At 37.6% G+C, this 23015-nt stretch carries 18 protein-coding genes; 10 read left to right on the plus strand and 8 right to left on the minus strand.

Annotated features, from left to right (window positions below):
- The 9 genes from AACZ88_RS10120 to AACZ88_RS10160 all read left to right on the plus strand — a co-directional run bounded on the left by AACZ88_RS10120 (window position 1) and on the right by AACZ88_RS10160 (window position 7758).
- Window positions 1–429 carry a DoxX family protein gene (locus AACZ88_RS10120; protein WP_225604076.1) on the plus strand — a complete coding sequence of 143 codons (429 nt, stop codon included), beginning with the start codon at window positions 1–3 and terminating at the stop codon, window positions 427–429.
- Window positions 426–971 carry a phosphatase PAP2 family protein gene (locus tag AACZ88_RS10125; RefSeq protein ID WP_225604077.1) on the plus strand — a complete coding sequence of 182 codons (546 nt, stop codon included), beginning with the start codon at window positions 426–428 and terminating at the stop codon, window positions 969–971. The genes AACZ88_RS10120 and AACZ88_RS10125 overlap by 4 nt, the downstream gene beginning before the upstream one ends.
- The gene (chrA, locus tag AACZ88_RS10130) at window positions 950–2065 is read left to right on the plus strand and encodes a chromate efflux transporter (protein WP_339709482.1); all 1116 of its coding nucleotides are present in this window, start codon (window positions 950–952) and stop codon (window positions 2063–2065) included. The genes AACZ88_RS10125 and chrA overlap by 22 nt, the downstream gene beginning before the upstream one ends.
- Before the next feature lie 5 nt (window positions 2066–2070).
- Complete coding sequence (locus AACZ88_RS10135; protein ID WP_339709484.1) at window positions 2071–2673, plus strand: sigma-70 family RNA polymerase sigma factor; 603 nt, start codon at window positions 2071–2073, stop codon at window positions 2671–2673.
- 124 nt (window positions 2674–2797) lie between these two features.
- Complete coding sequence (locus AACZ88_RS10140; RefSeq protein WP_225573212.1) at window positions 2798–3043, plus strand: thioredoxin family protein; 246 nt, start codon at window positions 2798–2800, stop codon at window positions 3041–3043.
- A 1-nt stretch (window position 3044) separates the two neighbouring features.
- The gene (locus AACZ88_RS10145) at window positions 3045–4019 is read left to right on the plus strand and encodes a permease (RefSeq protein WP_236972214.1); all 975 of its coding nucleotides are present in this window, start codon (window positions 3045–3047) and stop codon (window positions 4017–4019) included.
- Window positions 4020–4391: 372 nt separating this feature from the next.
- Entirely contained in the window at window positions 4392–4664 is a 273-nt protein-coding gene (locus tag AACZ88_RS10150; RefSeq protein ID WP_236972212.1) for a hypothetical protein, read from the plus strand.
- 78 nt (window positions 4665–4742) lie between these two features.
- Complete coding sequence (locus AACZ88_RS10155) at window positions 4743–5795, plus strand: ArsO family NAD(P)H-dependent flavin-containing monooxygenase (RefSeq protein WP_225604082.1); 1053 nt, start codon at window positions 4743–4745, stop codon at window positions 5793–5795.
- A gap of 1528 nt (window positions 5796–7323) precedes the next feature.
- Window positions 7324–7758, plus strand: a complete 435-nt coding sequence (locus AACZ88_RS10160; protein ID WP_225604083.1) for a hypothetical protein — start codon at window positions 7324–7326, stop codon at window positions 7756–7758.
- 156 nt (window positions 7759–7914) lie between these two features.
- On the opposite strand, the gene AACZ88_RS10165 is transcribed toward AACZ88_RS10160, so the two are convergent.
- Window positions 7915–8718 (minus strand): hypothetical protein, encoded by an 804-nt coding sequence (locus tag AACZ88_RS10165; protein WP_225604084.1) that lies wholly within the window; start codon window positions 8716–8718, stop codon window positions 7915–7917.
- A gap of 92 nt (window positions 8719–8810) precedes the next feature.
- Here AACZ88_RS10165 and AACZ88_RS10170 point away from each other — a divergent pair, with 92 nt between their 5' ends.
- On the plus strand, window positions 8811–9302 hold the full coding sequence (locus AACZ88_RS10170) for a thermonuclease family protein (protein WP_225604085.1): 492 nt from the start codon (window positions 8811–8813) through the stop codon (window positions 9300–9302).
- A 714-nt stretch (window positions 9303–10016) separates the two neighbouring features.
- On the opposite strand, the gene AACZ88_RS10175 is transcribed toward AACZ88_RS10170, so the two are convergent.
- The 7 genes from AACZ88_RS10175 to AACZ88_RS10205 form a co-directional block, all read right to left on the minus strand.
- Window positions 10017–11498 carry a sulfatase gene (locus AACZ88_RS10175; RefSeq protein ID WP_339709489.1) on the minus strand — a complete coding sequence of 494 codons (1482 nt, stop codon included), beginning with the start codon at window positions 11496–11498 and terminating at the stop codon, window positions 10017–10019.
- A gap of 116 nt (window positions 11499–11614) precedes the next feature.
- On the minus strand, window positions 11615–14161 hold the full coding sequence (locus AACZ88_RS10180; RefSeq protein WP_339709491.1) for a phospholipase C, phosphocholine-specific: 2547 nt from the start codon (window positions 14159–14161) through the stop codon (window positions 11615–11617).
- Window positions 14162–14466: 305 nt separating this feature from the next.
- Entirely contained in the window at window positions 14467–16086 is a 1620-nt protein-coding gene (locus AACZ88_RS10185) for a sodium:solute symporter (protein WP_339709493.1), read from the minus strand.
- A 7-nt stretch (window positions 16087–16093) separates the two neighbouring features.
- Complete coding sequence (locus AACZ88_RS10190) at window positions 16094–17284, minus strand: aldose epimerase family protein (RefSeq protein ID WP_339709495.1); 1191 nt, start codon at window positions 17282–17284, stop codon at window positions 16094–16096.
- Window positions 17285–17463: 179 nt separating this feature from the next.
- Window positions 17464–18594: a Gfo/Idh/MocA family oxidoreductase gene (locus AACZ88_RS10195; RefSeq protein WP_339709497.1), complete on the minus strand. Its 1131-nt coding sequence runs from the start codon at window positions 18592–18594 to the stop codon at window positions 17464–17466.
- A 15-nt stretch (window positions 18595–18609) separates the two neighbouring features.
- Window positions 18610–19473: a sugar phosphate isomerase/epimerase gene (locus AACZ88_RS10200; protein WP_339709499.1), complete on the minus strand. Its 864-nt coding sequence runs from the start codon at window positions 19471–19473 to the stop codon at window positions 18610–18612.
- Between the two features lie 20 nt (window positions 19474–19493).
- Window positions 19494–23000, minus strand: a complete 3507-nt coding sequence (locus AACZ88_RS10205) for a PVC-type heme-binding CxxCH protein (protein ID WP_339709501.1) — start codon at window positions 22998–23000, stop codon at window positions 19494–19496.
- Window positions 23001–23015: the final 15 nt, after the last annotated feature.

Below are 23015 nucleotides of genomic sequence, written 5' to 3' on the forward strand. Positions count from 1 at the left end.
ATGTTTAAAAAAACAATTAGTACTGATATATCAAAAACAACCATCATTATTCGCTTAATGGTTGGTGCTGTTTTTCTATCGGAAGGTATTCAAAAATTTCTATTTCCTGCCATTCGGGGTGCAGGACGATTTGAAAAAATCGGACTTCCATCACCAGAATTTCTCGGTGCATTTGTCGGCACGTTTGAAATTGTTTGTGGCACGTTGATTTTACTTGGCTTGCTTACCCGATTGGCAAGTGTTTTAACACTCGTAATTATGTTGGTTGCCATTGTTACAACAAAATCAGACATTTTAGCCAATGATGGATTTTGGATAATGATGCACGGAAGTCGAACTGATTGGGCAATGCTTTGGGGAAGTCTATTTTTAATTATTAAGGGCGGTGGGAATTGGTCGATAGATAAAAATATGTACAAAACCAAATGAATTTCTTTTTACAAATCGATTATGAATTTTTAAGATGGATTCAAGCAAATAGAATCGTTTTTTTAGATCCATTATTTTATTGGATTTCTTCATATACCTTCATTATTTCAATTATGATATTAGGTTTTATTGGTCTATTTTATATTAAAAATAAAGTAAAGTCATTCCAAATAAAGTACTACAGCCTTTTATTAATATTTATAGCTTCCTCAACATTCAGTTTAATTTTAAAATATATTGTAAAGCGGCCACGTCCATTTGTAGTACATCCTGCCATCATTCAATTGTATGAAACAAGTACCTTTTCATTTCCATCAGGTCACACTTCAATTGCTTTTACCTTAGCATTTAGCTTGGTATTCTTTTCATTAAAAAAATACTATGTGATACTTATTTTTATTTGGGCTCTTTTAGTAGCCTATTCTAGAATGGTATTAGGTGCTCATTATGTCTCTGATATAGTAACTTCAATTTTAATAGGTTTTATGTTTAGTCTATTAATCAAACCAATTTCAAAAGAATGGATAGTAAGAAAAACTTAAAAGAAGTAGCAAAACTTTTTTTTAAATTAGGAAGCATTGCTTTTGGCGGTCCTGCCGCCCATATTGCAATGATGGAAGATGAAGTCGTTAAAAAAAGAAAATGGATGAGTCATCAACATTTTCTTGATTTAGTTGGAGCAACAAATTTAATTCCAGGACCTAATTCTACCGAAATGACAATGCATTGCGGTCACGAAAGAGCAGGTTGGAAAGGCTTGATTGTAGCAGGTGCTAGTTTTGTTTTTCCAGCTGTTGTTATTACAATGATTTTTGCGTGGTTATATCAACAATACGGACAACTTCCAAAAGTTGAACCTTTCATTTATGGAATAAAACCAGCGGTAATTGCCATTATTCTTGGAGCAGTTTACCGACTTGGAAAAAAAGCACTCAAAAATGTAGAACTCGGTATTTTAGGAGCATTGACATTGATTGCTTGTTTGCTTGGTGTCCACGAAATTTTGGCGTTGTTTGCTTGTGGGCTTTCAGGTTTCATTCTATATTTTATTAAAAATTCAAAAAACACATTAAACAGTTTTACTTCACTTCTTTTATTACAAGTAGTAATAACACCGAGTACTCTAAAGATTCTATGGACGTTCTTTAAAGTAGGTGCTTTGCTTTATGGTAGTGGCTATGTATTATTTGCATTTTTAGATGCTGAATTGGTTTCTACAGGTACATTGACTCGTCAAGAATTGATAGACGCTGTGGCTGTTGGTCAATTTACACCTGGCCCAGTTTTATCAACCGCTACATTTATCGGGTGGCAATTAGGCGGTTTTTGGGGGGCGATTGCAGCAACCGTTGGTATATTTCTTCCATCATTTATCTTTGTTTCTATATTAAATCCATTTGTTCCAAAAATGCGAAAATCAAAAATATTTTCGGCATTTTTAGATGCGGTAAATATTGCAGCAGTTGCTGTTATCGTAGCAGTTTGTGTAGAAATGGGAAAAGAAACGTTGACTGATTGGAGAACAATTCTGATTGCCGCTATAAGTCTAATAGCTGTTTTCGTCTTTAAGAAAATAAATAGTGCTTTTATTGTAATTGGTGGTTCACTTATAGGATATTTTTTATCTTTGATATAGAATATATGGATTCACTTAAAACAAAAAATAAGGAATGTTGTAATATCAATGAGGTAGTACAAGAATTTTATGAATTCTTGAAAGCTTATATCATAAAGAAAACAAACGATATAAACCTTGCTGAAGATATTGTTCAAGAGGTGATGCTCAAATTGGTAGAGGCTCATAAAAAAAACATAGAAGTTAATAATATCAAAGCTTGGTTGTTTCAAGTAACTCGTAATACCATTGCAGATTATTACAATAAAAACAAGATTGAATTTAATTTTGATGAAGAATGGAAAGAAAATAGTATTTCTAGTGATACAGTTTCTTCCATTTTAGAGTCTGATTTTATCATCCCTATGATTGGTTTGCTACCCGAAAAATATGCGAAGCCATTACTTCTAAGCGATATTGAAAATATTGCTCAAAAAGAGATTGCTATACAACTTAACCTTGGTTTATCCGCAACAAAAATGAGAATCCAGCGAGGTAGAGAAAAATTAAAGACCCTATTTATAGAATGTTGTGATATTCAATATGACAAATCAGGTAATTTTTCGTCGTGCACAATAAAACCTCACTGTACACCATTACAAGAAATAGAAAAAAAAATAACTAATTAACCATTGATACATAGTTGGTTATAAGTAACCTCTCAAAAAAATACTTTTTTTTGTTCCTAAAAATGTGTCTTTTTTAAAAGATTTCAGACTTCGTAATAAAGTTTAATCATTAAAAACATTTATTATGAACACTGAAGTTAAAATTTTACACTCTTCTTGTTGTGCAAAAGGTTCCCCTATTAAGGAACAATTAGAAAAATTAGCACAAGAAAACAATCTGTCAATTACTATTGAGGAACTGTCAGAAATGCAAGACACTATGGTCTATGGTACAATGTCTTTTCCTTCATTAGTAATTAACGGTAAGGTTCACGCTTATAAATCATTTAATTCTGATGCAGAACTTCTTGCAGCACTAAAAGCAGCATAATATGGAGAAGTTGACAGAATTATTATCTAGTTTTTCAGACTATATAGTGTTTGAATTATTAGGTTTAGACCAATCAGGGCTGTTTGCAACAGCCCTTCAATACTTTATTGCCACGTTTATTTTAATAGCTTTTTTGGTTGTGATAGTAACCTACGTTATGGGTATCATCACCAGTTATTTACCAATGGATAAAATACGTGACTATTTAGAACGCAATAAAAAATCAGGTTTAGGAAACATATTAGCCTCTTTGTTGGGAGCTATTACCCCTTTTTGTTCGTGCTCATCAATTCCATTATTTGTAGGAATGATGCAAGCTAGAATTCCATTGGGTATTGCATTATCTTTCTTAATAACCTCACCTTTAGTAAACGAAATAGCTATTGTATTATTTTGGGTGTCTTATGGTTGGAAGGTTACTGTAATTTATATTTTATCTGGTATTGTTTTAGGTGTTATAGGTGGGATTATTCTTGATAAAATGGGAATGTCAGCTCATATTGCAGAATGGTTAAAACAATTGCATTCTAAAACTGAAAAAACTATTGAAGATAAAAGGTCTTTAAAACAGAAGTTTCCAGAAATACATAAAGAAGCCTTAAGTACATTAAAAAAATTAGTGCCATACATCTTTATTGGTATTGGAATAGGTTCTTTTATTCACGGTTATGTGCCTCAATCCTTTTTTGAGACATACATTTCTAAATCCAATCCTTTTGCTGTTCCTATTGCTGTTATTATGGGAATACCACTTTATATTGATGCTGTAGGTGTCTTACCAGTCGTAGAAACCTTGGTTGACAAAGGAGTACCATTAGGTACGGCTATTGCCTTTATGATGGGGTCTATTGGCTTATCACTTCCTGAAGCTTTACTCTTGAAAAAAGTGATGCAAAAAAAACTAATCATTGCTTTCTTTTCAGTCATCGGAATAGGAATGATTATCTCAGGTTATGTTTTTAATTTAATATTTTAATTTATGAAATCAATTTTATCATCATAAGTGCTGTATTTGTAGCATTAGTCGCTTGCACTTGTTGTGTTGGTCCATTAATGGCTTTTGCAGGAATGTTAGGAGCAATTGTTTCTCAATTGGTATGGCTAGCAACAATAAAACCGTATCTTATAGCATTCAGTTTAATAGCAGTTTCTTACAATTTATATAGAGCATATTTTCCTAAAAAAGAACAAGCTTGCTGCACCATAGAAAGTCAAGAGACAATAAGTAAACTAGATACTAAACAAAAGAAATCATTATCATTTCTACAATCAAAAACGTTTTTATGGTGCGTTGCCATTATAACATTAATCATATTAATTCTACCATATATTTAAAAATTTAATAATTATGAAATCAATAACATCTCTTATATTAACACTAGTATTTGCTACAAATATTTTAGCTTTTACCCATAATAACGATACAAATATTCATCAGAAAATTGAAGGAAACATTGTTATCTCTGATACTGTTAAAAAAACGTATCAATTAGAAAAATTCACCCAATCTTGTTGTACAGGAATTGTAGAATATTCATTAAAGAAAAACGTTAAAGGTTTTATTAAAGCTGTTTCTAACACTAAAAAAGGTCAAATAACCGTTTGGTACGATAGTACATAATCTACCGATAAAGAAGTAAAAGAAGCCATTAACAAAACCCCTTATAAAGTAATTAAAGAAATTAAGTAAGGGCTTATTATGGCAATACCTAATAAAATATTTGATTGTATAATAATAGGTGGCGGGCAGGCAGGCTTGTCCGTTGCTTATTTTTTAAAAAGAAGTAAACTAAATTATTTAATTCTAGATGCAGAAGGTAATTCCGGTGGTTCTTGGTTACATACTTGGGATAGTTTAAAATTATTTTCACCTTCTCAATATAGCTCACTTTCTGGTTGGCAAATGCCTACAACTAAACAAGAATATCCTACAAAGGAAGAATATTTGAGTTATTTGTCCAATTACGAAAAACGATATAATTTCCCAATACAACGAAGTACATTTGTTGAAGAAGTTGTTAAAGAAGGAGAATTATTTAAATTAAAAACCAATCAAGGAGTATTTATTAGTAAAACTGTTGTAAGTGCTACAGGTACAGCTCGTTCACCTTTTATTCCTATATATCCTAAAATTGATGAATTTTTAGGTATGCAAATACACTCTAGTGCTTATAAAAATAGTTCACCTTTCAGAAACAAAAGAGTAGTTGTTGTTGGTGGGGGTAATTCTGGTGCTCAAATTTTAGCAGAAGTTTCTAAAGTAGCTTATACAAAGTGGGTAACACTAGATAAACCTACGTTTCTACCAGAAGAAATTGACGGTCGTTACTTGTTTAATCAAGCTAATGAAAAGTATCTTAAGAAAAAGAATACTTCAAATACTTTACAAGTTTCTTTGAGTGATATTGTACAAGTTGAAAGTGTGAAAGATGGATTAGCACGTAACGTATTTAAAGATCATCGTCCATTTTCCTCATTTTATAAAAACGGTGTAATTTGGCAAGATGGAAAAAAAGAAGCTTTTGATGCCATTATATGGTGTACTGGTTTTAGACCTTATTTGAACCATTTAAAAAAATTAAATATTATTGAAAATGATAAAGTAATAACAAAAAATACGCGAGCAGTTAAAGAGTCAAATTTATGGCTAGTGGGTTATGGTAATTGGACAGGTTTTGCTTCAGCAACCATTTATGGCGTTGGTAAAACTGCAAAAATTACAGCAAAAGAAATAATTAATTCATTGTCATAACTCCCCATTTGCTTCCAGTAGGTTCTTTTCGTTCGCTCGTACCTTACTTACTACAATCACCCACTTCCTGCAACACTCAGGAAGAGTAGTCCTTTATTTAATTTGCCTAACATTTATTATCTTTGTGTATAGTTAATGACATTTCAATTTTCAAAAGTATATAGGTAATAACATTTGTTAGTTAATAAAGTCAAATGATAATACCAATAATGTAAGTAAACTCATTAGCCAAATATGTTAATTCAGCAGAATGTATTGGAAATCCGTAAAGCAACAAAACTTACCAGTAGCCATAAAATACCTTGAAAAGGTAGCTCAAATATTTCCTCATTTTGAAGGTGATAAACTACCTGACTTCGGTAAAAATAATCTTTGGTTTTTATTACGGATAAATAATAAGGTGTGCCACAGGCACGACTTTAATAACGGTTGGTTCCGTAGGTTTCTTTCCCCAGCCTATAAAAATCCAACGTTATTCGTGCCTCATAACTCCTCTGTCTTTTTATAGGCTTCCGCTCTTCCAACGCTACAGTTGTTATTTTCTGTCACACTTTTTGCAATCCAACGCTAATTATAGCCCATTAATATCCTCGTTCCTTCGGTAGTAAAGAGCTATGCCACCACACAAAAGCAAAAAGGCGTATGCACTCCAAAGTACCGCTCTGTGCAACTTGTGCCAGAAAATAACAACCCAAAGCTACATTAACATAATGTGGCATTATAGTACATACCACAAGGGCTTCATTGCATTACGGGCTAAAGCCTATGTCCTATAATAACATTATGTTAAGTATCCGCTCATTGCCAACGCTTTAAACCTACTTCACCAACCGAAAGACCACAATTCCCCAACCACCCTTTTCAGCGGTCAGAAAAAAAATAAACTATGAGTTAATGTCGGTTTATAGTAGGTACATTTCATTCTCTCATTTCGTGCCTACATTCTTTCATTGCATATACCCACTAACACCTAATAATGCAAGCAAGAGTAGCTCATTCTCTACACTCCACTAAGCGACACACTATTCCATTACGCAATCCGTATGCAAGCCCACCGCACAACAACTTTGCAGTAAATTGTAAAGTTTGCAAAGTCTGCAACCCTGCAATGCATACAGTATTACTTCATTCCATCCCACCGCATTTAGTTCCGTTTCTTTCAATCGCTACACTTGCCACACACCAGCCCACGCTTTTAGAATAGGTATAGTTTATTTTTTTTCTGGTCATATTTCCCCAAAGGAATTGAACAACCAAATAAGCATTTTACAAATAAGAGAGTAAGTAAAAAATGTTATGCCAAAAGAATAAAAAAGATAGCAAATGTAGGTGGTTACAATTGGCCCTTCAAGTTCAAGCCCTACGGGTTTTGAAAAAAATCTCCACCCTATCGGGTAGTATTTTTCCCAAAAAACTTGCTTGTCCAATCTCCACCACCTGATGAGATGGCTTTCTTTTTTTTTCGTTTTTTTCTTTGTCAAAAAATTTTGTGAAGGGGATTTCGGAAGCCAACTAAAATTCTCGGAAAATGACAAAATTCACTCTCAAAACTTACAGACCAGCAGCCGAAACTGAAAAGCCACATTTCTACATTTTGAACAAAGGGATGAACAGCGGAAAGCCACTTAAACAACCTTGCCCGAATTGCTTTATTTTGATAGCACCCACAGAGGAAGCTAAAGAGCAGTTATATTGGCTATGTTTTGGGCTATGGCGTGCAAAATCCTTTCATTACTATTTAAAAGGTTCAGTTATTCCGTTCATCACAAAAAATGACCTTAAACAAGGCATTTTGAACGGATTTGAACAGGCAAATAATGATATTTCTATTTTCAAAAAGTCAGTCAAAGCCTTACAACTTTTAGAAGAACAAGAAAAGGTTTATAAACTCAACCTAAAACTAATTGATGATGCACGTAGGGCGGTTTTCTATCGCTATATTTCTAAAAAGAGGTATTCCTAGGGCTACTCATATTTGAGTACTGTATAAGGCATATTTTAGCCCAATAAGATTGCACCGTCTTAATAAAAAAATGCAAACCCTACAAAGTGCCAAAAAGAAAAGCCTACTCAAATGAGCAGGCTTTCTTCTAATTCCATAAATCTCTAAAATGGCATCTTAGAATATTTCGGAAATCTTTAAGGCGTTACCTTGTGCAAACACATAGTAGTTTGAACCTACTTCTTGATAAAACTCAATACCGATAGAGTTTAAAACACTTACATCAGTTGTCATAGTTGGAGAACCTGGTAATGTAGCAACCAATGAAATTAATGCAGTAACTGAATCAACAGGTAAATAGGCAGAATACTGAACATCTTTTAATTCGTTCAAACTTGCTTCTTTAGGCTCATAAACCTTTGTAGTAGTGTTAAACTCATAATCAGACAATACTGAAATAGCATTGATAATTCTAAAATGAGTTGCACCGGCTGGTATGTTTAAGTAATTCAACGGATTGAATGCGGGAACATCCAAAGTTGAACTATCACGAGAACCAGCAGGAGTAATTGTGAACGGAGCATTAAAAGCACCATTGAAAGAAGTGAATCTGTTAAAGTCAAATCCTTTCAAATAGTTTGGCACTGTCGAAATCAACACAGCTCGTTTACCTCTGGCTTCTGAACCATCTTCTAAATTGATTTTCTTCATTATAGCAGTCAATCTTCCAGTCACTTGACTATCTGCCATATTTTTCATTAGACTTGCTAATCCAACTCTAACGGATTTACCTGCCATAGCACAACCACCAAATTCGTTCATATTTTCACGAGTTCTTTGGAATGCGGGATCAGTTGCAATTTGTTCAGCAGTTGGACCACCAGTCAAACCTGCAAAATAACCTTCATTTCCTTTAATTTTAAAATGTCTAATATCTCCAAGAGTACCGACATATTTTAGGGGACCTTTCTGTCTTGCCATTTCTTTAAATTTTTAAATGTTAATAATAATTCTTACTATTACAAAGATAAACCTAACATATTGAATATCAATTCGTTAATAAACGTAAACAAATGCAAACAAGTGCTAATAAACAAACAAGGATAAGAACACACTATGAAGTGGTTAAAGTTTTGGATGGAGACGGACTAATCGTAAAAAATATTTTCACAAATGATGAAGAAGAAGTTAGGCTATTAGGTATTGATGCTCCAGAGATTAAACTATGCAGAAAATTAAAGCAAGATGAAAGAGAAGTGAATATCTCAGGCACATATTTAATTGAACTGGGTTACAAGTCAATGAAGTTTTTACTAAAAAAAGCCAAACCACAAACAAGCGTTACTATAATTCAAGAACAATCAAATCTTACAGATGCTTTTGGAAGAACATTAGCTTATATAATTTTGCCAAATGGCAAAACGCTTAATGAAATAATGGTCAGAAGAGGTTATGCAAAGCCATACAACAATGTATTCTGCGAAGAGTTACCAAAGTACCAAGCACTTAATTTGAGGGCTAAAACAAAGAAAAAAGGTTTATATTCGCTTATCAATTCGTTCTAATCTCCCTACATTTACTTGCTTTTATTATCTCTTATTTATAGTTTATTGTTGCCTATTTGTTGCCCAATAACCATAACTAACTGATATACAGTACTACTTTACTTTTTGTATTGGGAAGTAGATTTTAATTTTACTTGATTTCATTTGTATTCAAATAGCTATAAATCAAATATTTATAAAAATTACCTTTTCTTTTCCTTTTTATTCTAATTCCCTTACTTTTATTATTTCACTCGTAAACTCTCTTGATTAAACGAGACGTATCAAAGCGACTTGGGCCTTGAGAAACTCGTACTACGGAAAGCTATACCAAAATCATTGATAAGAAAATGAAGGAAGCTGCGAATTTGATTCCTGAATTAGAGATGAACATTGCAGTATAAAACAACCTGCCAATTTGGTCTTATGGAGTCTCATAAAAAATTACTCTATGAGACTATTAAAAAAGACGGGAAATGGGACTGGGTCAAATAAATTCTGTGTGACTTCTACTAATCTTGTAAATAGGCCGGTTATTGGGACTCTTCGATTGTGACCTCCTCCCGTTAGACCGGACTTTTTAAAAACAGGGAAGCCTTCATTACACAAAATGTTAGCAAGCCCCATTAAACAGCTATGGGCCAAAGAGGGCGAACTAATAATTTTTCACATACTTTAACCCTTTTAGAAGAAACATGCACTGGCGGCCTAAGACTCTTTAATTGTATTCGCTAATCAATCGTCAAAACCACTTCTTGCATTTAAGTGCTCCGCCCCCGTTCGATTACCCGGCATTTCGCCTCTCACGTTCAAATTCTGTTCTATTTTTTTCCCCCCGTCCCTGGTATACCAATCCTTTGTGAGGTGTTCTGGGATACCATCACCAGTTTCCTCCATCCATTTTTGTAATTCGTTTTTGAGTTTATTTTGAACCGCATTATATTCTTTATAGTTGATAACATTGTCGAGTTGCAACGAATCTTTCTTAACAAAGTATAGTTCTTCGGAAGGCCTAGGTGCTAAAAACACATCGTATTGCGCCCTTGTTAAACCGTTATTCTTATTTTGTCTTTGTAACGATCTGAAGGAAGAGCTATTAAGTGCATCGGCAGGACCTTGGTTCTGAAATTGCGGTCTGGAATTGAGGATGTATATAAAGTCTTTGGTTCTGGCCATGCGTTCATGGGCCTCATGGTCGTGCCAATTGTGCTCGGCAAAAGCATAATTTCTAAAATTTTTAGATGGATCTGAAAACAGCTTTTTAAAACTTTTACCTTGAAAACTTTCGGGTATGGCCACGTTACAGGCATCTAAAATTGTGGGCGCCAGATCAACACTACTGATCAAGCCTTTACTGGTACCCTTTACCAAACCCTTGGGCCAATGGGCTATAAAGGGCGTCTTCATGCCCGAGTCATACATTCTCGTCTTGTCTCTAGGAAATGGGCGACCGTTATCGGCCATTATAATTATCAGCGTATTTTCATAAACACCTTGTGCCTTTAAAGATTCAACGACCTTACCGATATGATGATCGAATCGCTTGATTTCATCATAATACTGCGCCAAATCAGTACGCGTACTGTCGTTATCGATCAAGGTTGGAGGAACATCTATTTGTCCAATTTTGTGGGTATTGGAGAAATTGTTCTCTCCCCAAGTCCTATGGGCATCATAAGCGGCAAACCAAAAGAAAAAGGGCTTATTTTTATCTCTTTCTTCAATAGAAGGAATCCACATGTCTTCTCCTCCATCCCCATTTACTTGCCGCTTTTCATAAATTTTATCGAATCCTTTGCGCAATAAATTACCCATATGCCACTTGCCCGCTTGACCTGTATAATAGCCATTAGCTTTTAAGCTGGAGGCAATCGACCCAAAATCCACTTTTGGCTCGGTATGAAGCTCCGCTGCCCCTGTATTATGCGGGTAACGCCCCGTCATAATGCTTATTCGACTGGGACTACATGAACTTGCGGTCAAAATCGCATTGTCGAACCTCATTCCATTTGCTGCCAATGCATCGATATTCGGGGTGTCAACAAACGTATTTCCGTAACAGCCAAAATCGTTCCAACTAACATCATCGGCTATGAATACTAAAATATTAGGGGCTTCGTTTTTCTGGGCACCCCCCAACTCTTGGGTATAGGCTGTTACTTGAAATGCAAAATAGGTTAGAACGAAAAATGCAAAAGATGGCTTTAGTCTTTTCATTTGAGTAATTTTCACTAATTAATTCAAATTCGGTTTCAATCAAACTCGGAATACAAACAGTTTTTCAAAAAGCTTTAAATCAACCCAAGAATTGTTTTAAAGATTATTATTCCAACTTAAGAAATGACCCTTCCCATAAAAGGATCGCTTTTGGAAGGTTTTCCAGTTTCTGCACGCCCTGCATAGCGCTGTTCAAAATCAGACATTTCCTGAACCCGAACAGTAAAATCATACCACCCGTAGCTTTCTTTGGTATTGACAAGCAAAGTTTCCATGCTCCCTTTTCCAATTGTTATCGTTTGTGCATTATTTCCATAGGCTTGATCTTCTATTACGATATTAAAATCCTTGCTTTTAGAAGTATTTGAAATTTGGACCTCGACATTGCCAGATGGTTTTTTTATAAACCCCTGCTTTTGTTGGTACCCGCATAAGACTTTTAAATCTGAGTCTGCAGTACTTCCCATAAATCCTCTATAAAAACCGTTGGGACCGTAAACCTTTAAATGATAGCTGTTTCCCTCAAAATGTTCCAAAGGCCAATGATAGGTTAAGGCATCTCCTTTTTTTACCGCAAGCGGCCACGTTTTCACAGGTAAAAATTTCTTTTCACCACTGGGGGTTTCCTGTAAATAGTTAGCAGGGGCATAGATATTAAATGGAGCTCCCAAGGCCGACTCACCGAAAATTTTATCGTCGGCCGCAAATGTAATTTCGAAGGAATTTTCATTGGTATTGACACGGCCATCTGCATACAGTTCATAGGCTAAAGCACAAGAATCCCTTACTCCCGGTTCTTGACGAGACATAAAAGGAGCCTTATAAATATCTTCTTTTGCTTGGGCTATTTCGGAAGCGGAAAGTGGACCAGAGTTCTGCGGAAGGCCTTTAAAGCTGGCATTATAGACTTGTTGCATAAATTCGTTACGGTCTACGGATTCCGGTAGGCTAATCTCTTCACCGTTATAGGGCCGAAAACCGGAGGTAAGATTACCACTAACCGTTCTGCGCCAGCTACTAATGTTTGTTTCCTTAATCGTTTTTCCCGTTTTTTTATTTAAAAATTCTTCAAGAAACATCAGGGTAGATGTGATATCGCACACTTCCGAATTTACCCAACCACCTTTGCTCCAAGGCGAAGCTATGACCATAGGAACCCGATACCCTAGCCCGACAGGGCTCTCTCGGGCATCTTCTTCGTCCATACCTTCTTTTGCCAATTCTTGTTCCCGCGTTGCAAATTCTTCAGAAGTATCCAATCCTTCGGAAAAAGCTTTTTTATCTTTAGGATTAGGTGCCACAAAAGGAGGCACATGATCAAAATACCCATCGTTTTCATCATAAGTCAGTACAAAGATGGTCTTTTTCCATACCTCAGGATTTTTGGTAAGAATATCAAGTACCTCAGATACGTACCAAGCTCCGTACCATGGGGCACTCGGATGGTCAGAAAACTTCTGGGGAGCTGCCAACCATGAAACTGTAGGCAATTTTCCTTGGTCTACATCTTTTCTAAATTGGTGTAAGATATCACCTTTGGGCACTTTAATTGAGCGTGTGGTACCATTGTCATCATACGTCAAAGTTTTGGTCTTATGATAATTTGGGTCACCGGAATTGGTGGTAAATGCTTTTTTATGTAAATTTTGTTGAAACTCCGGAAGTTTTTCAAAGTTTTTCAAATCCCATGTTTTTAATACCTCTTTTACTTGTGCCAATTGCACCTTTTTCTCTCCCAGGTCCTTTTCCAATTGCTGTACTCGCTCCTTGGGCAGTCGGGCCACCTCATTTTCCAAATTCTTGATTTCCGATGGTAGTTCGGTCAATCTTTTCTTGAGATATGCCTGAAAGCCTTCACTATAGCGCACATTGTATTGCGAAAACCACTCTAAGTTATTGTCGGTAAAATTGGCCAGCAACGATGAGTCCTCCACGTTGGTAGGCAAGCTTATTTCATTTTGGTATACGCGCCATGAAATTCCGTTTTCCTCGAGTCGCTCGGGAAAAGTTTTCCAATTTGCCTCGCTATTATAAGTAACTTCGCCATTGCGCACACACGGTCTTGTACGTTCACTATCCCAAGACTTACCGGTCCAGAAAAAATTCCTATTTGTTGTGGTGCCGGTTAAAGCCGAGCAGAAATGCTGATCAAAAACGGTAAAAGCATCGGCAAAAGCATAATAGAACGGTAGATCCTCACGGGTATAGTGCCCCATCGTAAGGGGAAAATCACCATATTCCTTACCCATTTTTTTAGCATTCAACCATTGATCATATTTACCGTCATTTCTGGCATCTACCTGATTTTCCCAAGAATGTGGTAAGTCACCCATCCAAGTGGCTTGCGTATCCTTTATATTCAATCGAAAAGGAACATAGGTATCTCCCTTCTTATTGCTTTGCAACCATACCGGAATTTTATTAGGCAAAGAAATTGCCCTAGGGTCATTATAGCCTCGAACACCCTGTAAGGTACCATAACAATGATCAAAAGAACGGTTTTCTTGCATTAGAAAAACAACGTGTTCCGCATCATAAAACGTGCTTCCCTTTTCGGGGGTTATCTCCAATGCCCTTTGAATTGAAGTCGGCATACCCGATGTTAATCCCATTCCTCCAGCCAACAGACCGGCTTTTTTCAAAAAATCCCTTCTTGTATCCATATATTTTAAACCGTATTTATAGCTTCCACAATAATACTGTTAAAAGTAAAAAGGATATTTAATTAGGTGAAATTTCCCCAAATAAATTTCAACTCCGATAAATGTTCTGGAATTCCCTTAGATTTTTTTGAAACGGCTTCGATGTATATGTTGCGGTATTCTTCAGAATACCTTGACCCAATAGGATTTTGGTTTTGCAAGTTACTGTGGTACAACCTCATATATCGAAATAAGATAAGCACCTTGATTGACTGTCAATCATCACAGCCCGCCCAGTACTTTTAAGCTATTACGAATTTATGCGTCTATTTACCATTAAAAAAAAACATAATACCAATAACAATTGCCACAACTAGAACCGAAACGACAATATCTACCCAATTGTAGCTACTTTTATTCTTTAGTTTTTCTGCTTCGGAAATTGTACCAAACGTCAGATTCGTCACTTTCTCTAAAGACGGTGCTTCCGTTAGTAGGCTGACTGCTATCGCCAGTATGATACAAAATAAAAAGAACCACGCACCGAAAGTAAGGAAGTTCATATCGCCCAGCATGTAAAGCGTTCCATTGGGGTCTAAAGACTCTTTTACCAATTCCAAAACAATTCGCAACGCTCCGACGATAAAACCAACAACCAATGTTACAAAGGCGCCTTGGGCGTTAATACGCTTATGAAAAATACCCAATAGAAAAACAGCGGTTATCGGTGGAGCTATATATGACTGTACTTTCTGCAGGTATTCATATAAAACACCCGAAATATTGGCCATAATAGGAATCCAAATAATACCAATAATTACAACGATGACCGTGGCGATTTGACCTGTACGGACTAATTTTTCTTCCGGAGCATCAGGTTTTAACTTCTTATAAATGTCGACCGTGAACAAAGTAGAACATGAATTGAACACCGATGCCAAGGAGCTCATCAGAGCCGCCAACAATCCAGCTGCCACCAATCCCCGAAGACCCGAGGGCAACAAATTACTCATTAAAATGGGAAAGGCTTGATCAGGAGAATCATAATGAAGCTCGCCGCGCATTTTAAGGGTTAAGGCGATTACACCAGGAATCAAAAATAAAAATACGGGCATTAATTTTAATAATGCCCCAAAAATAGTACCCCGTCTACCTTCTTTGATATTTTTTGCAGTCAACGCTCGCTGTACGATATATTGGTCTGTACACCAATACCACACCCCAACTATAGTACTGGTTATCACCAAAGCCGGCCATGGAAAATCAGGGTCGGACGAGGAGCGCCACATATTTAAGTATTCGGGGGTAACCGTTTCTGCCATACTTGACCAACCACCAACATGCTCCAATCCGATAAAGGTCAAGGCCGCTGCGCCTACAATAAGGATAACTGCCTGTAATGCCTCGGTATATACAACGGCACGCATACCACCAAGAACAGTATAAAGCCCGGTTAGAATGACGGTGGCTATTGCCCCTGTCCAAAAATCAATACCTAAAAGAGCGGATACCACTACCCCACCCGCATAAATAGTTACGGAAATTTTTGTGAGTATGTAGGCAATTATAGAGAATACCGATAAAATCCAACGGGATCGGGCATCAAAACGTTTTTCAAGAAATTCAGGCATTGTAAAGACTCCGCTACGCGCATAAAACGGAAGAAATACCCATCCCAGGATGAGAACGATCCATGCATGTATTTCATAAATAAGCATGGGCAATTTATTACTAGCTCCAGCTCCAGCAAGGCCGACCACATGTTCAGAACCGATGTTAGAAGCAAAAATCGAAGCCCCGACTACAAACCACCCAACATTTCTTCCTGCCAAGAAATAATCTTCAGTATTGTCTTGTCTTTTCTTGATAACCCAAATGGCAATACCCATTAGCACTAGGAAGTAAACGGAAATGCTGAGCCAATCTAAAGTATCAAGTGTTTTCATAAGACTATTACTTTGTCGAGAACCTATATACAGTCTGCGAATTATAGGTCTCGCCCGGATTCAATAGGACAGAAGGAAAATCGGACTGATTCGGTGAATCTGGATAATGTTCGGTTTCAAGACAAAATCCACTTCTTTGGCCGTATGTACCTCCGTTTTTGGCAGGTAGTGTTCCATCTAAAAAATTACCGGAATAAAATTGAACCCCAGGTTCATCGGTCAGTACTTCGAGTACGCGCCCGCTGGCCGGATGGTAAACAGTAGCTGCAAGACGAACCCCTGAATCTTGGTCATTTATAACCCAACAATGGTCAAAGCCACCGCCAATTGTCAATTGATCGTTTTGCTTTCCGATATCTTCCCGAATGGTTTTTGGTTCCCGAAAATCAAAGGGAGTACCTTCCACGCTGGCCAACTCACCTGTGGGAATTAGCGTTTCATCAACGGGCAGATACCTATCAGCATTTAGAGTTACTTCATGATCTAAAACAGTTTGCGAAAAATCGGCCGAAAGATTAAAATAAGAATGATTAGTGAGGTTCACAATGGTCGTCTTATCCGTAGTAGCCTCGTACAACATCTTCAAGCTGCTATCACTGGTTAAAATATAGGTTACCGTAACGTTCAGGTTTCCAGGAAAACCTTCTTCCATATCCTTGCTCAAATATGACAGTTTTAAGGAGACAAAATCAGTACCTTTTTCTACAGAGGGTTCCCATATTACTTTATCAAACCCCTTTAGTCCCCCGTGTAAATGGTTTTCACCATTATTTTGCGCCAAGTTATATTCTTTATCGCCGATCGTGAATTTTCCTTTGGCGATACGGTTACCATATCTTCCGATAATCGATCCAAAATAAGGACTCTTATCAAGATATTGGTTGAATCTATTATATCCTAAAACAACATCTTCGGCAACTCCATTTTTATCAGGTGCCTTCAATGAAGTAATAATTCCGCCATAAGTAATGATATCTACTTCAACACCGCTATCGTTTCTGAGCGTATACCGTTCAACCTTTTCCCCATCTGGGGTAATACCAAATATATTTTTTGTTATACCCACCGTTTTCTTTTCGGGAGCCACTTCAATTTCAGCAACTTGAACATTATTATTTTTTTCATTTTTACACTGAAGGTTAGCCAATGTCAAACTCAGCAGTAAAAAACCATAAGCACAGTTTTTCAATAAATTCATTTCATAAAGATTTAGTTGGTCATAGCTACTACTTTCACCCGATTGAAAGGAAATTTAAAACATATATTTCAAACTGTCCTCCAAGTGAAATTCCATAGCAGCACGGAAGATAAAAAAATTATGAAAGCCAAAACCAAAAATACTAGATTGGAATGGTAAACTTATGGTTTATACGATGACTAATCTTCAAAAGTGAATTCAGGCAATTTAACAAGTTCTCCTCCTTTTTGGGCAGATTCATGCGCCAATATGCCAACACACGTCATATTTGCAGATTGTTTTGCATTTGGGTAAGGTGCCTTTCCGGTGACCAAGGCATTAACGAATTCATGCACCAAATGTGGGTGCGAACCGCCATGACCTGCTCCCTGTGTAAAAGAAAGGTGTTGATGCTCATCGGAATCATAAACTCCTTTGGTGGTAAAATGCTGTATTTCTTTTGGAAGCAGTTTTGCAAAGTCTGGACTTTCAACTTCCTCAGGAATTTCGGGTTCGGGTTTTTTAGCGGTATGAACAACTAAAGGGTTTCCTTCAATAAGCGGCCATTCTACGGATTTCTTAGACCCATACACTTCGAAACTTTCCCGGTATTGGCGTGCTACGTCAAACAGGGAACGATATACCTGCGCACTTAAATCGGAATTTCGAAATTTAATATGCGTGGTTTCTACGGCATAAGGCGAATTGTAGTTTGAAATAAGTTCTTCTCGAATAGTGCCCGAACCAAAACACGAAACATATTCGGCCTCTCCCCTTGTTAGAGCTAAAACCGGACCGACACAGTGCGTGGCATAGTGCATTGGCGGCAGACCGGGCCAATAGTTGGGCCAACCATCCATGTCTTGCTGGTGGCTTGCCTTTAAGAACTGTACTTTACCCAACTCCCCATTTTCATAAAGTTCTTTCATATAAAGAAATTCACGGGCATAGACGACGGTTTCCATCATCATATAGGTCAACCCTTTTTCACGGGTCAGCTTCACAATCTCTTCACATTCTTCTACGGTCGTCGCCATTGGTACGGTACATGCCACGTGCTTGCCTGCCTTTAAGGCCTTTATTGATTGGGCTCCATGATCTGGTATCGGGGTGTTGATATGTACCGCGTCGATTTCAGGATCAGCAATCAATTCATCAAATGAGGTATATCTTTTTTCAATACCGAAAGCGTCGGCCAATTCATTTAATTTTGAGGCATTACGTTGTGATACGGCGATGAGATGTGCATTGGGATGTTTCTGATAAATTGGAATAAACTCAGCACCAAACCCCAATCCGATGATAGCGATATTTATTTTCTTGTCACTCATTTTCTCGTTTTTATATTAAGCTTTGTTGAATGTTTCTTTTAAAAATTGGAGGCCTTCCGTAGCAAATCCATCTTGACTTTCCGCTAAGTCTTTCCATATGCAAACGGCCCCAGCAAGTTCTTTAATTTCAGGAGTAAAACTTTCTATAACCATCGCTCCTTTAAAATTGACATCTTCAAGACCCTTTTTAAAATCAAGCCAAGGTGTCAATCCACTTCCTGGAATGCCCCGATGGTTTTCTGAAACCTGAACATGTATCAATTTGTTTCCCACGGTATTAATGGCATCTCGAATATTCTTTTCTTCAATGGTCATATGAAAACCATCAAGAAGCACTTTGGCCTTATCGTGGTTGATATCGTTTACCAGTCGCATAACATCTTCGGCCGTATTGACCATATCCGATTCAAAGCGATTCAAGGGCTCCAGAGCTATGGATGTGCCGAAATCCTGTGCTATTTCACACACTTTACCCAAGTTGCTTACCGCCAGTTCCCATTCTCTTTTTCGTTCTTCGGAAGATATCATTCTTGCTTTTCCTACTGCTGAATACATGGGTCCAGCAACAAAATCAACATTCCATGCATTACAAAGTTCAAAACATTTTTCGACATACCGAAAACACGTTTCATGTACGGAAACATCATCATGGGTCAAATCTTTTGTAGGACCAAAAACACCGCAAACCGTTGGTTTCAAATTGTGTTCGATCAATGCATTACCTACCACTTTCGCGTCAATAAGTTCTGGGTTTTCAACAGGAATTTCCACTACGTCAAAACCCATTGCCTTAATCTTTGAAAAAAGTGAAATAGATTCCGTTGTAAAAGGCGATTGCCAAAGCCATGTACTTACACCATATTTAAGCTTATTCGTCATGCTGTAAAATTCATTTTATATTAATTTGAGGCCACTACTTTCATTACGCCTTGCATAATTCGCCAATGCCCGGGAAACGTACAAATAAAAGGATACATGCCAGGCTTGTCGGGGGCGGTAAACCTAAGCACAACTTTCTCTTCAGGATTTACCAGAGCCGTCGCATATAACACTTCTCCCATTTCAGGAATATAATCTTTTTCGGCACCTGTCGGGTCAGCGGCCATTCTATCGGCGGCGGCACCAACCTTTTCTTTTTGTCCCGGAGCAACAATTACAAGGTTGTGCTGCATAAAATCGACATTCTCCAGAACGATTTCAACCGGCGTTTCTGCTTGTACCACGAATTCAGAGATATCATATTTCATCTCATTTTTTACAGTTTTAATCTGGATAACCGTTGCCTTTTCAGCCGAACCGTCAACTAATCCCTCTGAGGAAGACATGCTACCCTTGTAGGCCTTGGCGAAAACTTCAGCGATGGAGGTATTTTTAAAAATGTTGTTCGAGGTTTTGGAAAAATCTATCTCCACCTGATATTTCCAAGTACCATCTAGGGAAACGGTATAGCTACCTTGTTTTAAGAACATCTCATTTTTATTACCGTAGATACCCCCTTCTCCCCCAGTATCTTCTACGCGAACAGCAATAGTATTTGCCCCAGCACTTAACACCCCGGCAGGAATCTTATACACTCTTTTGTAATCATAGCGCTGCTCGGTTTCACCAACTTTTTTTCCATTTATATAAACGATATCGGAATCATCTATCGGTCCTAATGAAATGACACCGGATTTACCGGCCATGGCTTTCGAGATATTAATCGTTTTCCTAAACCAAATAATTCCATCTATCTGCAACCCCGCATTCTCAATTGTTTGAGGTAATCGCATAGTTTTCCAATCGCTGTCATTATAAGCTTGCGATTCCCTTTGCTCATTCTTATTAACCGAATTGCTAAAACCTGGATCAGACTTTTCGAACTGCTCCATAAACCCCTTGGCATGTCTACTCGCAGCAATGTAAACTGCCTTAGACAACCAATTATCATGCACTATGTTTTCTTGTTTGCTCAAATCATAAAGCAACTTGCCAATAGCCTGCGAGGAAGGCCTTTCACTAAAATAGAGTAAAGCGGCCATTTGTACTTGGGGATTTTCGTCATACAAAACTCCTGATTTTAGCAGGGCTTCGTCAGATAGTTCACTTTTAGGAAGAATTTCAACGGCCGCTTTGCGAACTGATGGAGCTGCATGATACAATGCACCAGCGACTACATTTTTGGCTTCCTTGTCAGAAGTCAATGCATTCAAACCTTGAATTGTCCAAAGGGCATGGAGCGCAGCCGGATTCATTCCTTGTTGATCGACCTTGGCGTTATTCACCAATTTATACAAATCCTTAAGAACGTCGGTATTTCCACGCTCTACCAAGAGTCTCTGAGCCGTCAATCGCCAAAACATGTTGTCATTTGATAAGGCTTTCAAAAGTTCACCGGGTTCATTCTTGTCAATTGATATCGACTTATAATCCGTGCTTGATTTGGGCACTACTCTCCAAATACGCCCTCTTGATTTATCGCGTAAGGGATTGACATAAGCGTTTCCTTTTCCATTTTCGGCATCATACCCCCCACGATCCGCACGAGGCGTTGGGTTATGTTGCACAATGAAATTATACCAGTCGGCAACCCAAACAGAACCATCAGGACCCACTTTGGCCTCGACCGGAGAAACCCACTCATCGGAACCCGCGAATAAATTGCCTCCATCTTTTTCGACATATCCGGCACCAATTTTCTCTATTTTGGCAATATGTACAAGCCCTCCCGTAGGTTCACAGACGAAAGCTACCTTATTCCAATATTTTTGGGGGTAATCACGTGCTGTATAAAAGTGATGCCCTGCAGCAGCCGTAAACCCACCAAAAACATCAACTTGTCTCACGTTCGGTGTAATGGGTTGCATCGCATAATGCCCATCGATTTTTATACTTCCTTCAGTTGAAATACCTTCTACCCCTGTAAAACTGGCATTGGGTATGCCCAAAAAAACACTATGCGTATTGTTGGCCGTTGATGCGAAAATAGAATGGTCTTCAGTAATACCTAACCCCCAAGTATTGTTACTGGTACTGGTTAGAAATTCGAAATCCCTTAGTTTTTTATCGAAACGGTAGACCCCCTGGCGGAACTCCTCATCTTTTCCAAAAATAGTTCCTTTGAAACCTGAGTAGCCCAATACCCCATAGATTTTATTATCGATACCGTTCTGAAGATTTGATGGGCCTGCATGGGTGTCAAAAGTTCCCCAACCATCAATTATGACTTCCTTTGTATCGGCCTTATCATCGCCATCAGTATCCTTTAGAAATATAAAATGGGGAGCCTGTGAAATAATAACACCTCCGTTGGCAAAAGTAAAACTAGTTGGAATATTCAACTTATCGGCAAACACTGTTACCTTGTCCGCTTTACCATCGCCATCAGTATCTTCTAAAATCTTAACCTTATCATCACCCAAACCTTTCTCGTCACGAACCGTATTGGGATAGTCAACGGTTTCAATTACCCACAGCCGTCCCCTTTCATCCCAATTCATGGCAATGGGGTTGATGATATCAGGTTCTGAGGCGAATAACTCCAATTCAAAACCAGACGGTACCTGAATCAGTTTTTTTGAATCTTCAGGTGCTAATGGTAATTGATATTTGGGTGCAGGGTCTCTCTTTTCATAATTAGGAATGTTAGCCATTTCTTTATATTCCAATTTCGGAATGCCCTTTGAAAATTCTTCCCAATTTTTCTTTACGTTGTCACTCACGGCCCACAAAATGCCTTCCTTTACCAACTTTTGAAATCCAGGATTTTGCCAGGTACGTTCGTCATGGCCATAAGCCGTGTAAAAAACCCTTCCTTCCCCATAATTCTTGACCCATGTCCACGGTTCGCGATGTTCACCTTCTACCCGTTCCATCAAAACAATAACATCTTCGGCCATCTTATCATGTACATAGGTTTCGTCCCATGTTGAAAATGTTTCAAAAGACTGCATTGTCGGATGGGTTTTATCAACAATATTTGCCGTAAAAGTACCCGTACCATGTTCTTTAAATTGGCCTCCGACAAGGTCGACATATTCTTTTGACTCATTAAAACAGAAACTCGCGCAGTGTATGGGTATAAATGCATGACCTTCGGCTACATAATTCAGCAAAGCTTTTTCTTGTTCAGGATGGCGATCTTCATGATTTGCATAGATTATGACCCCATCATATAACTCTAAATTTTTCTTATTTAAATCTTTTACTTCTTCGGTATAAGTAATGTTTATGCCATTTTGAGTCAAAGCGGAAGCTAAAATCGGCATATATTCCCTTGCATTGTGATGCTCTTGTGCATGACCCAAGAACAAAATCTCAATTCGCCTCGGCTTATCATCTTTCCGTAGTTTTTCCGAGGTATTGCATCCTATTAATAAAAAACATATCAAAAGCGAACGAAAATATTTGGCCAAAATGAAGTTCATAACAAGGGTTATTAA

Source organism: uncultured Kriegella sp., from assembly GCF_963975415.1.
Taxonomy (GTDB): Bacteria; Bacteroidota; Bacteroidia; order Flavobacteriales; family Flavobacteriaceae; genus Kriegella.

Excerpts from the sequence above, each read along its gene's own strand:
- AACZ88_RS10120 (WP_225604076.1), top strand. The coding sequence starts at position 1 with ATGTTTAAAAAAACAATTAGTACTGATATATCAAAAACAACCATCATT.
- AACZ88_RS10125 (WP_225604077.1), top strand. The coding sequence starts at position 426 with ATGAATTTCTTTTTACAAATCGATTATGAATTTTTAAGATGGATTCAA.
- chrA (WP_339709482.1), top strand. The coding sequence starts at position 950 with ATGGATAGTAAGAAAAACTTAAAAGAAGTAGCAAAACTTTTTTTTAAA.
- AACZ88_RS10135 (WP_339709484.1), top strand. The coding sequence starts at position 2,071 with ATGGATTCACTTAAAACAAAAAATAAGGAATGTTGTAATATCAATGAG.
- AACZ88_RS10140 (WP_225573212.1), top strand. The coding sequence starts at position 2,798 with ATGAACACTGAAGTTAAAATTTTACACTCTTCTTGTTGTGCAAAAGGT.
- AACZ88_RS10145 (WP_236972214.1), top strand. The coding sequence starts at position 3,045 with ATGGAGAAGTTGACAGAATTATTATCTAGTTTTTCAGACTATATAGTG.
- AACZ88_RS10150 (WP_236972212.1), top strand. The coding sequence starts at position 4,392 with ATGAAATCAATAACATCTCTTATATTAACACTAGTATTTGCTACAAAT.
- AACZ88_RS10155 (WP_225604082.1), top strand. The coding sequence starts at position 4,743 with ATGGCAATACCTAATAAAATATTTGATTGTATAATAATAGGTGGCGGG.
- AACZ88_RS10160 (WP_225604083.1), top strand. The coding sequence starts at position 7,324 with ATGACAAAATTCACTCTCAAAACTTACAGACCAGCAGCCGAAACTGAA.
- AACZ88_RS10165 (WP_225604084.1), bottom strand. The coding sequence starts at position 8,718 with ATGGCAAGACAGAAAGGTCCCCTAAAATATGTCGGTACTCTTGGAGAT.
- AACZ88_RS10170 (WP_225604085.1), top strand. The coding sequence starts at position 8,811 with ATGCAAACAAGTGCTAATAAACAAACAAGGATAAGAACACACTATGAA.
- AACZ88_RS10175 (WP_339709489.1), bottom strand. The coding sequence starts at position 11,498 with ATGAAAAGACTAAAGCCATCTTTTGCATTTTTCGTTCTAACCTATTTT.
- AACZ88_RS10180 (WP_339709491.1), bottom strand. The coding sequence starts at position 14,161 with ATGGATACAAGAAGGGATTTTTTGAAAAAAGCCGGTCTGTTGGCTGGA.
- AACZ88_RS10185 (WP_339709493.1), bottom strand. The coding sequence starts at position 16,086 with ATGAAAACACTTGATACTTTAGATTGGCTCAGCATTTCCGTTTACTTC.
- AACZ88_RS10190 (WP_339709495.1), bottom strand. The coding sequence starts at position 17,284 with ATGAATTTATTGAAAAACTGTGCTTATGGTTTTTTACTGCTGAGTTTG.
- AACZ88_RS10195 (WP_339709497.1), bottom strand. The coding sequence starts at position 18,594 with ATGAGTGACAAGAAAATAAATATCGCTATCATCGGATTGGGGTTTGGT.
- AACZ88_RS10200 (WP_339709499.1), bottom strand. The coding sequence starts at position 19,473 with ATGACGAATAAGCTTAAATATGGTGTAAGTACATGGCTTTGGCAATCG.
- AACZ88_RS10205 (WP_339709501.1), bottom strand. The coding sequence starts at position 23,000 with ATGAACTTCATTTTGGCCAAATATTTTCGTTCGCTTTTGATATGTTTT.